This window comes from Thioclava dalianensis, assembly GCF_000715505.1.
Lineage (GTDB): Bacteria > Pseudomonadota > Alphaproteobacteria > Rhodobacterales > Rhodobacteraceae > Thioclava > Thioclava dalianensis.
On record NZ_JHEH01000054.1, the window covers coordinates 1 to 14,266 of the forward strand.

The 14,266-nt window shown below is 59.5% G+C and carries 11 protein-coding genes; 10 read left to right on the forward strand and 1 reads right to left on the reverse strand.

Annotated features, from left to right (window positions below; genetic code table 11):
* Positions 1-646: 646 nt before the first annotated feature.
* From repA to repC, 3 genes are all read left to right on the forward strand, one after another.
* On the forward strand, positions 647-1,858 hold the full coding sequence (gene repA, locus DL1_RS19630; protein ID WP_038069768.1) for a plasmid partitioning protein RepA: 1,212 nt from the start codon (positions 647-649) through the stop codon (positions 1,856-1,858).
* 103 nt (positions 1,859-1,961) lie between these two features.
* Positions 1,962-2,957: a plasmid partitioning protein RepB gene (gene repB, locus DL1_RS19635; RefSeq protein ID WP_038069770.1), complete on the forward strand. Its 996-nt coding sequence runs from the start codon at positions 1,962-1,964 to the stop codon at positions 2,955-2,957.
* Positions 2,958-3,117: 160 nt separating this feature from the next.
* Positions 3,118-4,398: a plasmid replication protein RepC gene (repC, locus tag DL1_RS19640; protein ID WP_074854998.1), complete on the forward strand. Its 1,281-nt coding sequence runs from the start codon at positions 3,118-3,120 to the stop codon at positions 4,396-4,398.
* A gap of 12 nt (positions 4,399-4,410) precedes the next feature.
* Here repC and DL1_RS19645 read toward each other — a convergent pair whose 3' ends face one another.
* On the reverse strand, positions 4,411-5,508 hold the full coding sequence (locus tag DL1_RS19645) for a tyrosine-type recombinase/integrase (RefSeq protein WP_038069793.1): 1,098 nt from the start codon (positions 5,506-5,508) through the stop codon (positions 4,411-4,413).
* Between the two features lie 125 nt (positions 5,509-5,633).
* Here DL1_RS19645 and DL1_RS19650 point away from each other — a divergent pair, with 125 nt between their 5' ends.
* From DL1_RS19650 to DL1_RS19680, 7 genes are all read left to right on the forward strand, one after another.
* Entirely contained in the window at positions 5,634-6,518 is an 885-nt protein-coding gene (locus DL1_RS19650) for a DUF1403 family protein (protein ID WP_038069773.1), read from the forward strand.
* A 2-nt stretch (positions 6,519-6,520) separates the two neighbouring features.
* Positions 6,521-7,135 (forward strand): SMC-Scp complex subunit ScpB, encoded by a 615-nt coding sequence (gene scpB, locus DL1_RS19655; protein WP_038069776.1) that lies wholly within the window; start codon positions 6,521-6,523, stop codon positions 7,133-7,135.
* Between the two features lie 359 nt (positions 7,136-7,494).
* A complete protein-coding gene (locus DL1_RS19660; protein WP_038069779.1) occupies positions 7,495-9,729 on the forward strand; it encodes an ATP-dependent nuclease in 2,235 nt (744 codons plus the stop codon).
* On the forward strand, positions 9,726-11,699 hold the full coding sequence (locus DL1_RS19665) for a UvrD-helicase domain-containing protein (RefSeq protein ID WP_038069781.1): 1,974 nt from the start codon (positions 9,726-9,728) through the stop codon (positions 11,697-11,699). Before DL1_RS19660 ends, DL1_RS19665 begins: the two co-directional genes overlap by 4 nt.
* A gap of 106 nt (positions 11,700-11,805) precedes the next feature.
* Positions 11,806-12,402 carry a DUF6088 family protein gene (locus tag DL1_RS19670; protein ID WP_038069784.1) on the forward strand — a complete coding sequence of 199 codons (597 nt, stop codon included), beginning with the start codon at positions 11,806-11,808 and terminating at the stop codon, positions 12,400-12,402.
* On the forward strand, positions 12,399-13,424 hold the full coding sequence (locus DL1_RS19675; protein ID WP_038069786.1) for a nucleotidyl transferase AbiEii/AbiGii toxin family protein: 1,026 nt from the start codon (positions 12,399-12,401) through the stop codon (positions 13,422-13,424). The genes DL1_RS19670 and DL1_RS19675 overlap by 4 nt, the downstream gene beginning before the upstream one ends.
* 381 nt (positions 13,425-13,805) lie before the next feature.
* Positions 13,806-14,156: a hypothetical protein gene (locus DL1_RS19680; protein ID WP_038069789.1), complete on the forward strand. Its 351-nt coding sequence runs from the start codon at positions 13,806-13,808 to the stop codon at positions 14,154-14,156.
* Positions 14,157-14,266 lie beyond the last annotated feature (110 nt).

Genomic DNA, 14,266 nt, shown 5'->3' on the forward strand with positions numbered 1-14,266 from the left:
TCTGGAAGAAGCAGAACAAGGAGACCGGCGCTGACTACTACACGCTGACCATCCGCGACCATGGCTTCAACGCCAACCTCGGCAAGGCCGCGAACCAGGACGATCTGTCCCTGCAGGCCGTCATCCCCTGGGGGCCGAAAGACGCCGCGTGACGCAAAGAATCGGCTGGGGCAACCCAGCCGATTTCCGCTGCCTTCTAGGCCCCCGAAACGACTTGGTTATATGTTGGTCTGCCGTGATTGAAGAGCGGAACGGCAGCAAATGATCATAGTCCGTTTGTAAGGCCCGGCCGATACTGTTCGTTTTGGCACCCTAGGTTTCGAGGTGCTGTCGGGCGTTTCGAGTCCTAGATCTGCATGTGTTTTGACAGCCGTGCAGTCGCATAAATTCAAAATAAAACAGATGGTTACAGAGGTATCGCCGCGAGACATGACCCAATATCTGCGTCGAAGATGTCGCTATTGTCCCTATATATTGAGTCGCGGTGTTCCGTGATCGCTACAGGTTGTCGCCGCATCTAAACGGCCTGGTGCATCGAGTGGGTTCGAACCTCTGGGTGAAAATCGTTGTTAAGACTCATTTTTCCGTGTAGATGACACTTTAAAGAGCGAAATCGCTGAAAAAGCGATATTTAGAGGGCAGGCGGATGCGAGATAGGTCATTCAAGGCTGATACGAAGGATCAACCCTTCGACGAGATCATCCTTCAGCAGGGAGAGTTGATTTCTGACCGTCTCAATATGTTGCGGCAAGAACAGTATCCTCCAGATGCCCAGAAAGGTCTACGTCAGTTTTCGCTGGCGGAGGTTGCCTACTATCTTGGCGTAACCCAGTCGACCATCAAGAAGCTTCACCTCGAGGGCAAAGGCCCCGAGCCTGAAACGTCGTCATCCGGAAGGCGTAGCTACTCTGCGGAGCAGATGCTCGAGCTGAGAGCTTATCTGGACAAACATGGTCGGCCCGGCAAGCGTCGATATGTGCCCTACCGACAGCCAGGCGAAGAGTTGCACGTTGTGTCTGTCGTGAACTTCAAAGGGGGCAGCGGAAAGACCACCACCGCAGCTCATCTCGCTCAGCATTTGGCGCTGAAGGGGCATCGCGTTCTTGCGATCGACTTGGATCCTCAAGCTTCGCTGACAGCTTTGCACGGTATTCAGCCTGAACTCGACAACGTGCCATCGTTGTATGAGACACTACGGTATGATGACGAGCGCAAGCCCATCTCCGAAGTAATCCGACCGACAAACTTTCCAAATCTGGATATCGTTCCGGCAAGCCTCGAACTGCAAGAGTACGAATATGATACCCCGGTTGCACTGACGAGCAGCGACCCCCATGAGGGCCGAACCTTCTTCACTCGGATATCCAAAGCGCTCGGCGAGGTTGATGAGCGCTATGATGTGGTCGTAATCGACTGCCCCCCTCAGTTGGGCTACCTGACGCTCACCGCTCTGACGGCCTCATCTTCGGTGATTGTGACCGTCCATCCTCAGATGCTGGACGTCATGTCGATGAGCCAGTTTCTTCTGATGTTGGGCGGGATCATGAAGACGATCCGTGACGCTGGAGCGAACATGCGCCTGAAGTGGTTCCGTTACCTCGTAACGCGATTTGAACCGACGGACGGCCCCCAAAAGCAGATGGTCGGGTTCCTCCAGGCAATGTTTCCAAATCAGATGCTGTCGGCTCCAGTGTTGAAATCGACCGCGATATCCGACGCAGGGATCACGAAGCAGACGCTCTACGAAGTCGAGCGGTCGCAGTTTGTCCGGACCACCTATGATCGCGCTGTCACTTCTTTGAACGACGTGAACGACGAGATCGCAGAGCTGATTCACAAGGCCTGGGGGCGCGAATGACCGACATTTTGACAGCCGTGCAGATCTCCGATTTTGACAGCCTTGCAACTGATCGGATGAGCGCAGAGCGTGGGCTGGATCGCAAAGCAAAGGAGTTAGCTTGATGGCTCGGAAAGACCTCCTGAAAAGCGTCATGAGCGGTTCCCCTGAGCAACCCAAGGATTCTGGCCGCTCTGGTTACGCAATGCGCGGTGCTTCGAAGTCGATGAAAGTTTCAATCGACAGCCTCGCGGAGAACTCGAAGCGTCTCCTCGAAGGGGAAACGATTGTGGAGATCGATCCACAATTGATCGACGTGTCCTTTGTCTCGGATCGCCTCAGTGATGACGATCAGGCGTTCGATGAACTGAAGGCATCGATCGCTGCCGGCCGCCAGGACACACCAGTATTGCTTCGCCCGCATCCGGAATTAGACGGCCGCTATATGATCGTCTTCGGGCATCGCCGTGTGCGAGTTGCGTCGGCGCTCAACCGTAAGGTTCGCGCTGTTGTCAAACCAATGGACGATGTGGCGCACATTCTTGCTCAAGGGCAGGAAAATACGGCACGCGCAGATCTCTCGTTCATCGAGAAGGCGCTGTTCGCGAAGAATCTCTTGGATATGGGGCAGGCAAAGGATGTGATCCAAGCCGCGTTGACCATTGATGGGACACTGCTTTCGCGCATGCTCTCGGTGGCTCAGAACGTTCCGCGGGACGTTATCGAGCAGATTGGCCCAGCCAAGCAGATCGGACGGGATCGTTGGGAGGATTTCAAAAAGCTGGCTTTGGAGCCCGCGAATGACAAGATCCTGAAAGTAGCCTTGGAGTTTGACGGGTTTCAGCATCTCGATAGTGATGCTCGCTTCGAGTTCTTGCACAGCAAACTGGCAGAAGCCGGCAGGGCGCCGAAGCGCCGTAAAGCACGCGCTGCGCCCAAAAAACGCACCTGGACCGCCGGCAAAGGCCGCATCAAAGGCGTCATCGGGCGGTCCGGTAAGGCATTCAGTATTTCGCTAACGGCGCAAGATTCAACCGAGTTCGGGGACTTTCTCTCCGGTCGACTGGATCAGCTCTACAGCGATTTCCTCGCGACAAAAGAGGAGCAGTCGGAACAATGATCTAGGCAAAAGAAAAGCCCCCAAGCAGTGTGGCCTGAGAGCTAATCTGAAAAGTTTGGTCGCTTAGAAGATACCTCTCCCACGAATCACTGTCAACGACGAACGCTCCTGAGCGAACGGCTTTCTTTTGCCTCCAACTAACCGGAGGTGAGATACAGGCATGAAACATACAGGTTGGCGCAAGCCGACACCGGGTCTTGGGGTTGCTGAGCAACTTGCCCAAGCCGGTGAACGGGTAGCAGTACCCAAAACACGGGCCTTCGTGGCACTCAAGCGCGTGGGGGCACATATCGGCCTGAAAGCCGGCGACATGATGCTCCTCGATACACTGGGGGCCTTCACTCAGGCCCAGGATTGGGAGGAGGGGCAGCGTCCGATCGTCTGGGCGTCGAACGCCTATCTGATGGAGCAAACGGGTTTTTCGCTGTCTGCCCTCAAGCGCCACGCGCGGCGCCTTGCTGAGATCGGCGTGATCTCCTTCCAGGATAGCCCCAATGGCAAGCGGTGGGGCCGCAGGGACGCAGAGGGGCGGATCGTCGAGGCCTATGGCTTCGATCTGTCGCCGCTTTCAGCCCGTGTCGAGGAGTTCGAGGAACTGCATGCCGATTTGCAGGCCGAGCGCGAACTCTGCCAGCGCCTGAAGCGCCAGATCACTGTGGCGCGCCGGATGATCCGAGCCCGGATCGAGGCAGCTCTCAGCAGCGCGTTGCGCGGGCCCTGGAGGCAATTCACGGGGCTTTTCGAAGAGCTTCTCGACCGGCTACCGCGCCGACACGAAGCGTCCGAACAGCTGGTGCGCTTGTTCACATGGTTCAAGGAACTCCAGGAACGGGTTGAGGCGGCCTATCTCAAAGCGACGGGCGCGGCGAAACCTGTGGAAAACACCGATGATAAAGATGCCCAAGTCATGGAGAAGACTCAAGAAATGAACCCCAGGGAGGTCATTTCTGAACCTCATATACTAATTACAAACCAACTTGATCCTGTAACTAGTAATTCCTCTGAAAAAGAGGAAGCTGCGGGTGTGGTGCCCAATGCGCCACCGGAAGAGCGGGTTGACAGGGAGCTGGAAGACTGGGTTGCCGAGGTGCGCAAGAAGCGCACAGCGCTCGACCTGCCGACAATCATGCAGGCCTGTCCGGAATTCGCGTCCTGGGCGCGGAATTTGGGTGGATTCCTCAAGGATTGGGGCGATCTGCACCGGGTTGCCGGTCAACTCAGGCCGATGATCGGGATCTCTGAGCATGCCTGGAACGTGGCGCAGGACCGAATGGGCACCCAGGTGGCCACGGCCGCGTTTGCCCTCGTCTTCGAGAAGCACAGTGCGGGCGAGGTTGCCTCGCCGGGCGGCTATCTGCGGGGCATGGTAGAGAAAGCCGGGGCAGGGGAGCTGCATCTCGAGCGCAGCTTCTATGGTAGGCTCAGTGGGCAGGCGGCGTGATAGGGCAGGGGCTCAGAGACCGGCGGCTTTGGTCAGGTTTACCCGGAACCTGTCGCGGCGCCGCTGATAGCGGCGGGTCATCTCGGCCGAGGCGTGGCCAAGCTGCTTCTGGACGTAGCGCTCGTCGACTTCGGCGGAGCTGGCGAGACCGGCGCGCAACGAATGGCCGGAGAACAGCGCCAGGCGGTCTTTCTCAGGCAGGTCCGACCGGATGCCGGCGTCCAGAACCGTGCGCTTGATCAGGCGCGCGACATGCTTGTCGTTCAGTCTCGTTTCCAATGCGCGTTTGCCATCGCGCGAGGTGCCGACGAAGATTGGACCGAAGTCGATCTTGGCGAAGTGCAGCCATTGTTCGAGCGCATGCACGGGGCAGGTTTGATCCTTCGAGCCGCGTCCGATCTCGACCTCACGCCAGCCGGTCTTGGCATTGAGGGTGAGCAGGGCGCCTTTGTCGAAGATCTCGATCCAACCGCCGGAATCCGGTGTGTCGTCCTTATGTACGTCGAGGCTGACGATTTCCGACCGACGCAGACCACCTGCATAGCCGAGGAGCAAGATGGCCCGATCCCGCAGCCCGCGCAGGTCGAAAGCAAGGGTGGCTACCATCGCGAGGATGTCCTCGGCCAGGATCGCTTCCTTCTGCACCGGCGGACGGGCGTGTTTGCGTTTGATCCCGGCCAGTACGGTGGCGATGTGGCGGTTCTTGCGATCGAGAGTGAACCCTCGCTGCGCGTAGTTCCAACCGAGGCCGGAAAGGCGGCGTTCGATTGTCGATACCGAAAGGGCAGGGGAGAGGCCCGAACCGGACGCCAGGTCCGCAAGGTAGAGCCCGATCATTTCGGGCGACGGGGGCAGAGGCTCCGCGCCCTTCATCCGGCACCATCGCGCGAAATGCGCCCAGTCTTTCGCATAGGCCTTCAGCGTCTTGTCCGAGGCCGCGGCGCGGGCATAGTCGCGCGCGGTGTCCACCAGCCGATCAAGGGTGCCAGAGCCGGCCACAAAGGACGGCAGGCTTAAAGCGTCGCCGTCACGGTGATCTCTCTCGTTGTCCTCGTTGACCGAAGACCCGTTTGGCGCGGATGAGCTCGATTTCTCGTTGTTTTCTGACATATCGCAGAGCATATTACTTCATGTCCGATAAGGCAAACTTATTGGACATAATACGATACGGGAAGGCGGGGCGGTTTCTATGAATTTTTGTGGCGAAAAGCGCCGTGGTGATATAGGCTTTGGTCATGACAGTTGCCCGACCGGATCACATCACCGACCCAGACACGTTACCCCGGATGCCCGCCTGGGTCACCTCTGTACGCGCTGAAACCCTTGAAGATGTTGCGTTTTTGTCGGGCGCAGCGCTGACCCACCTGCATCTTGTGTTGGGACGCGCGGATGTGCCCCAAGCCTTGTTGCGGGACCGCCTCGCGCTGCGCGCGGCCGAAGCTTGTGTCGCGTTTGCCGGTCGGCCCGAGCGGGCAGGGGAGTTGCGCGATACGGTGCATCTGCTGCGTCCGGGCGATCTGCCCGGTCCGGCGGGCGCGGTCTGTCAGTCTTGGCAACGCGCGGCGGAGCGGCAGGTGTCGATCGGGACCTTGCACCGGGCCTTGCCGCAACTCGATCCAGCGCGGATAGCAGTTTGGCTTGATGCAGGGCAGGGCGGGCCGGTAGCGCGAGCAGCGGCAGTGCTGGAGGCCGTTCTGGTCGACGCCCCGCGGGAGGAGGTTGCGGCGCTGGTCCTCGCGGATGCGGCCCTTGCCCAAGCCCTCGGTTGGGATCGTGTCGTGCCGCTGCTGGCCCCGGGCCTGAAACGCGCTGACCTGCGCAAGCAAGGCGACGACTTGCGTCTCGCCTGCCATCGCGCCCTTGTATCATCGGGGGCCGAGGCTGTCCGGCAGGCTGCCGATCTCGCGCGTCGGGCGGCGCATTTGAAAGCGGTCGCACCAAAGCTTCGGGCCAAGGGGGCAGGGGCGGCGGTGGAAATATTCCTGACGCAGGACGCGGTGGCGCCTAGTGCCTTGCCTTTGCCGGATCGCGCCGCGCGGCGGCTATGTGACCGGCTGGTTGACCTCGGCGCCGTGCGCGAGCTGACCGGGCGCGACACCTTCCGGCTCTACGGGCTGTAGCGATGGCAAACGATCGCCCTGACCCCGAACTGGATCGCGAGCTGTCCGACCTGCCGCCCGAGCTGCGCTGGCGGGAATGGATGCGCCGCATCGAGGCGGTGCTGTTTGCCTCGACCGCGCCGGTCCCGCGTGAAGACCTTGCCCGCGTCGTCGGGCAGGGGGCCTCGGTGGATCTGCTGGTCGAGGACCTTGCGGCCGATCTGGAGGGGCGGGCCTTCGAGATCGCCCAGGTTGCTGGCGGCTGGATGTTCCGCACGCGTGCCACCTACGCCCCCGCGATCCGCGCGGCGGCAGATGTCGGGGATCAACTGCTGGACCTGAGCGAATTCGACGTCGCGGTTCTGGCCGCCATCGCCTATCACCAGCCGATCACGCGCGACGGGCTCAAGGATATCTTCGGCAAGGAGATTAGTCGCGATCTGATCGGGCGGCTGCATGCACGCAACCTGATCGGGACTGGGCCAAGGTCGCCCCGGCGAGGGGCCCCCTATACCTTCGTCACCACCGAGCAGTTCCTTGTTGCCTTCGGGTTGGAGAGCCTTCGCGATCTTCCCGATCGGGAGCAGCTGGTGGATGCGGGTGTCGTGGGCGAAGCGCCACAAATCGATTGCGGATAACGCGTTGCCGATCCTGAGAGTGAAGTCCGCCGTTGTGCTTATCGTTTCATTTGCGGTGCAACGATTCATCTGCGTGCCAAGAAAGTCACGCGATTACAAAGCGATAATCGTTTCACTTATTCTGACCGAAGTCTCTTGCATTTATTGGCGGCAAGGCCTCCGGCGTTCCGCCTCACGGCCGATGAGAGGCCCATAACCCAGCATGCGATTTCCACAGCATCTCCTGTGAATCTGCGAAGCAAATAGCCAGACAGTGAATACTGGGAGAACCCTGACGGTTGAGTACGGCTACACACCCGCAGGACGAGTATATATAGAAAAACTATCGCAGCATTCTCTGCGAGGGGGACACCAATACTATGAAGCTTACACGCATTGAAGTTTTCAATTTTCGCAAATTGCGGCGCGCCCGTCTGGATATGTCGGACAAGCAGACCCTGCTCGTCGGGGCCAACAACAGCGGCAAGACATCGGCCATGAAGGCGCTGCGCAAATTCCTTAAGGATCGCGGCGGTATCGACACGCGTGATGTGACAGCCTCAAACTGGGCCGCAATTGAACAGATCGCGGGAGCCTGGACACAGGAGGTCGAGGTGGATCTCAGCCCGCTCCTGGCCCAGCTTCCGTTCATTGACGTCTGGCTCCATGCTGACACGTCAGAGCTGCACCATGTCGCGCACCTGATCCCAACACTGACCTGGACTGGTGGCTTGCTGGGCGTGCGCCTACGCTTGGAGCCAAAGAAGGGGGCGGACATCAAGGCGCAGTACCTGGCCGCACGAGAGGCCGCTCAGACGCTGCAACCCGGCGGCGCAACGGCCAAAGGGTTCGCGCTTTGGCCACGTGACTTTCGAGAATTTCTAGACAAGCGCCTGAGGGACCTATTCGAGCTTAACGCCCATCTTCTGGATCCCATGAGCTTCACCACGACAGGGCCGGTTGAGCCGCATGCCCTGCCGGCCTTGTCGGAGGGGATCGGTTCGAACCCCTTTGCTGGACTCATCCACATTCGTGAGATCAACGCGCAACGCGGTTTCGCAGACGCAGGGGACAGTAATGGCGACGACGATGAACCGACGAACGCAACTAGCCGCAAGATTGCCAGCCAGATTCAGCCCTATTTCCGTAAACATATCGACCCCGAAAAGGACCCCACGCCGAACGACGTCAAAGCGCTCGAGGCAATCCATGATGCCGAAACCACCTTTAATGCCCGGCTCAAGGATGGTTTCGCTGATGCTATCAAGGAACTGGAAAGTCTCGGCTACCCCGGCGGGCTGAACAATCCGAAACTCTTCATAGCCACGCAGATCAAACCGGTTGACGGGCTCGATCACCCGGCTGCGGTGCAATACGATATCTCGGGCGACACTTCCGGGGTGAAGTTGCCTGAAAGCTACAATGGCCTCGGCTTCCAGAACCTGATCTCCATGGTGTTTCAGCTAATGCGTTTCCGGGATGACTGGATGCAAGTAGGCAAGTTCAAATCGCAGTTAGTGACCCCAGACGACAAGGGTATCGAACCTCTGCAACTGGTGCTAATCGAGGAACCGGAGGCGCATCTGCATGTTCAGGTACAGCAGGTCTTTATGGCTAGGGCCCACAAGGTGCTGCGCAACCATAAAGATCTGGAGCAGGAGGGCTCGGCCTTTACCACTCAGCTGGTCGTGAGCACCCATTCGGGCCATATTGCACACGCCGCCGCGTTTGAGGAGCTGCGTTACTTCAAGCGCGAGCTGCCAAGTCACGGAGTTGTGCCCACGGCCAGTGTGGCGAATATGACTGGGCTCTTTGGTGCGGACAATGAAACCCATCGCTTCGTGACGCGCTATCTGCTGAGCACACATTTTGATCTATTCTTTGCCGACGCCATCATCGTGATCGAGGGTGCTGCGGAGCGAATTCTGCTGCCGCATCTGATCCAACATCACTACCCTGATTTGGCTGCAGCCTATCTATCCTTTTTAGAGCTGGGGGGCAGTCACGCGCATAGGCTGCGGCCTCTGATCGAGGCGCTGGAGGTGCCGACGCTGATCATCACCGATCTCGACGCGGTGGCAGCGGTCGACAAAGGCGGGAAGGTCGTCAAAGAATCGGTCCAGCCTTGCTGCGGGGCTGCTCAAACCACAGCCAACCACGTGCTAAAGACCTGGCTCCCCAAGCTGGCAGAGATCGATGAGCTGTTAGGCTCTCCCCCCACGGCTCTGTGTCACACGGCCCCTGACCGCCCCATCGCCGTCAGCTATCAAACCCCGCAAAAAGTGACACTTGGTTCGGTGTCCACGAGCGTCACGCCCAGCACCTTCGAGGATGCTCTGGTCCTGACTAACCCGAAAGCCGTGACGGACGCCGCAGGAACAGAGTTCTCCTGCCTCATGACCCGTGCCTTTGCCAAATCCATCGCTGAGGCTCAGGCCCCTGAAGACCTCGCCAAGGCGCTCTTTGAAAGGTTGGCAAAAAGACCGGAAAAGGCCGCCTTCGCACTGGATCTTCTGTACATCAAAGACATCAAAGTGTTGCGCGCGCCGCCCTATATCAACACCGGCCTTACCTGGCTCGCGAGCCAGCTGAAGGGCGTGGAGGGCGCGGCGTGACAGACGTGACCGACGCTACCCGCGACGCGGGCGCTGACGCGACGATTCGCGCGTGCCTGTCCCTTGGTCAGCCGCGCAGCTTCTTTCTCTTTGCCGGGGCGGGATCTGGAAAGACGCGATCTCTCAAGGAGGCACTTGAGGGATTGGACACACAGACCCTGACCACCTTGCGCAAACACAGCCGCAAGATCGCCGTCATCACCTATACCAACGCCGCCGCAGATGAGATCACACGCCGCGTCAAGGCCGATCCGGTGTTTCAGGTACAGACCATCCACAGCTTCGCTTGGTCGCTCATCGAGGGGCGCACGGCGGATATTCGGGGCTGGCTAGAGAGCAACCTGCGGACAGAAATTGCCGAGATCCAAGCAGCCCATGCGAAGGGCCGTGTGGGCACCGACGCCCATGACAAACGCGAGAAGAAGATGGCCTCCAAGACGAAGCGTCTGGAGCGCCTGGCTGAAATCCGCGCCTTCACCTATGCGCCCGAGGGGGACAATTTCGGCCGCGATGCGCTGCAACATACCGAAGTCATTGCGCTCGCCGCGCATTTCCTGACTGAAAGCGAGACGTTTCAGAACATCGTTCTGGCGCGCTATCCGTTCATCCTGATCGATGAGAGTCAGGACACGATGAAACCGCTGATGGAGGCGCTCTTGACCTTCGAGGCGCGCCATCGCGGCCGCATCGCCCTAGGGCTGCTCGGGGACACGATGCAGCGCATTTATACCGATGGTTTGCGCGATCTTGACCAGCGAGTGGGGGATTTTTCGCAACCGGCCAAACAGATGAACCACCGCAGCCGCAAGCGGATCGTGGACCTGGCGAATTCGATCCGGCGCGACGATGATGGCCGCCAGCAGCGGGCGCGCGAAGACAAACCGGGTGGCACCGTGCGCGTCTTTCTTGCACCAAGCGAGGGCACGGATCGCGGAGCCTTTGAAGCCTTCGCTTGTGCGGACATGGCCCGCATCACCGGAGACCCCGCGTGGCAGAACGCGGAGGCGATCAAGACACTTACGATCGAGCGTCACATGGCCGCCGCGCGTCTTGGTTTTAGTGAACTGTTTGAGCCATTGAGCAAACCCGACAAGCTCAAGGACGGGTTTCGCGATGGCACCTTACCTGCGATGCGGCTTTTCACCCACCGGGTCTTGCCTTTGGTGACGGCACAAAGGAATGGGGATGCCTTTGCCGCGATGGCAGTGCTGCGCGACGGCTCACCGCTGGTCGATAAGAGAGGTATCCGGACGGGGCGCGGGGGCCAGGCTTCTGGCCTCGACGCGGCACGGGCGGGCGTTGCGGCGCTGATGACGCTATTTAAGGACGAACCGGATCCGAGTTGTGCCGACGTGTTGGCAGTCGTGGCCGAGCACCGGTTGTTCCCGATCCCTGACCAGCTTCGACCCTGTTTGCCTGACGACAATCCGGCGGCCGAGGACATGGCCGATATCCTTGCCGAGCTTGATCCCTTGTTTGACGAGCTGGACCTGACCACGCCCGAGGACACACCACCCACTGAACCCACCATCACCGAGGCCTGGACGCAGGCGCTTGATGCCCCGTTTTCCCAAGTGGCGCGCTACCTCGCCTATGTCGAAGATCGCAGCCCCTTTGGCACCCACCAGGGGGTCAAAGGGCTCGAATTTCCCCGGGTCATGGTAATCGCCGACGACGTCCATACTCGCTTCAAGGGCCTTGCTTCTTACGAGACGCTGTTTGGTGTGAAACCCTTGGGCCCAACCGCCCAAAAAAAGGCGGACAATGGCGAGGAAACCACGATCGAGCGCACCCGCCGCTTGCTCTATGTCACTTGCACCCGCGCCGAAGAGAGCCTCGCGCTAGTGCTCTATTCCGAAGCCCCCGATACGATCCGCAGGTTTCTGATCTCCAACCAATGGATGGCCGAGGACGAGGTCGTGATGGCTGCGGCCGACGGGACCTTTCAGGAAGCTGCACAGCAACGCTGAACATTCAGTAGTGACCGTTTTGGGCCGTTTATTTCGCCTAGCCGCGGAAGCTTCAGCTTGAAAACTGTCAGAAATCAAGCTACATATCTGACACTAGGAGGCGAACATGCAAACCACATCTCAAGCGATCAAGGCCTATGCTGAAGCGCTGCCGGAGGGTGCGACCCTGTCGGCGCGGGAGTTGTTGCACCTCGGAGAGCGTGCCGCGGTCGACCAGGCGCTGTCGCGTTTGGTTCGGCGTGGGGAGCTTCTGCGTGTGAGACGCGGATTGTTTGCCTTGCCTGTGAAAACCCGCTTCGGCAGCCGGGCGCCCTCGGTTCAGGCCGTGGTTGAGCACATTGCGAAATCAACAGGTGAGCGCGTGTCGCAAAGCGGAGCGTCGGCAGCGAACCTGCTCGGCATTTCGACGCAGAACCCATCCCGTCAGATTTATTGGACCTCCGGGCCGAGCCGTCATCTGAAGCTCGGAGCGCAAAGCGTCGAGCTTAAACATGTGCCGAGCTGGCAGCTTCGTGCGCCCAACAGCCGTGCCGGGCACGCTTTTCGGGCGCTTGCCTATTTCGGCAAATCCGAAGCTGCTCAGGCTTTGAGGCGTATCAAGGCGACGTTGAACGAAGAGGAGCAGCGCGAGCTTCTGAGCCTTCGCGCCTCTGCGCCAACCTGGATGGCCAAGGAACTTAGCGCGCTCGCGCCATCGCAATGACAGAAAGCCAAACTTACTTTTCCCTGTCACGCGAAGACAAGATTGACGCGCTGGAAGTGGCCGCCTCAAAACTGGGGCGGCCAGCAGACCTCTTGGAAAAGGACATCTGGGTCGTCTGGGTGCTTGACGCCTTGTTCGACAGTGATCTCGGCGAACACCTGGTTTTCAAGGGTGGAACGTCGCTTTCCAAGGTCTACAAGGCGATCGACCGGTTTTCAGAGGATGTCGACCTGACATATGACATCAGGCAGATCATTCCGGATCTCATCAAGGACCCCAACGATCCATATCCGCCAAGCCGCTCGCAAGCTCAGAAATGGACCGAAGCCGTTCGGGATCGCTTGGGTGAGTGGGCCGGCTCAAAAGTTGCCCCCATGTTGTCGGACAAGGTCAAGGCAGCGGCGCTCCCGGCAGAAATCCGTGTAGAAGGTGACAAGATCTATCTGGACTACGACGCGGTGCGCAGCGGCAGTGGATATGTTCGATCCTCGGTCTTGTTGGAATTTGGTGCTAGGTCGACAGGCGAACCGGCGCAGCGTCACGAAGTGGTTTGTGACCTCTCTCAGGCGCTACCTGAGTTGCTCACGCCCGTCGCCACGCCTCGTGTGATGATGGCCGAGCGGACGTTTTGGGAGAAAGCGACGGCCATCCATGCCTACTGCTTGCGGTGCGCGTTTCGAGGCGGCGACCGTTATGCGCGTCACTGGTACGATCTTGATAGGCTGCAGGCTGTGGGTGTCGCTGCACGGGCGCTGGAGGACAAGACGCTTGCTCAAGATGTCGCGAAGCACAAACAGCACTTTTTCCGCGAAACTGATCGTGCGGGTGCGACGATTAGCTATGCCGATGCCGTCTCAGGGTCGCTTTGCCTGATCCCAGAGGGGGCGGCCCTGGAGGCGCTGGTCCAAGACTACCAGAAAATGCAGGAAGCGGGGCTGCTTCAGTCAGACGCCATCGCTTTCGATGCCCTAATGGCTCGTCTGATGGATCTTCAAGATAAGGCCAATTCGCGTCCAGAGTGATGTGGGGCACGTTGCTTGCTTTCGGCGTCTTTGTGATCGCCAGAAGGTTCAGTTTCTGGCCTCGTTGCATACCCATGGTGAGCAAAAACGAAACACGCCAAACCGGCTTTCATGTCGATCACATCTTTGTCGCGGACTGCCGTGAGCCTTGAGCGGTGTTTAGGTTTTTTTGATGTGCAAAGTTTAGGTTTTCATGATCTTGGCCCCTCCTGCCCTTTGGCCAGGACCGCGCCCTACTCGGCCGGCTGCGCGCAGCCGCCCTCCCCGAGCTGAACCGCCGCCTCTCCCTGCGACGTGCTGCTGGCCGTGCCGTCGCATGGTCGTGGCAACGTTTCACCTCGGCCGTTCGGTTACGGTCGCTGGGGCGGGCGGGTCGCCTCAATGGTCTCGTCGACCGCGCCTCAGTCAGCGTTGCTCCTCGCATTGCCGGACATGCTGTTCTGCCATCATTGGCGGCAAACGCTGTTCGACGACCTACGGATTACATTTGCCACAGCTGGCAAAGGGCCGGTGATCCGCGCGATGCAAGAAATCGCAAATGATTGGGCTGCCGTAGAGGGTTCGTTCGAAATCGGGAGGAACCGCGCCCAGTGCAGATGTCTCCACGGTTTGCTTGAAATCGCTCAGCCAGATGGCACCGCACTCAACCAGCTTGCCATGGATGCGAGCGATCGCGCCACGTTAGGCAAGGCCCGGCAAAGCGCGAACCCTTCCGGCTGCGGCTCGGCGTGAGAGGGCAGAAAAGACACCGCCCCCGGCAATCTCCATCAGCTGTTCACCCCGTTTCCTTCGCGGCCACCGCACTTCTCCTTTTGTCTGAGTTGCATGACATGCTGGTCGCA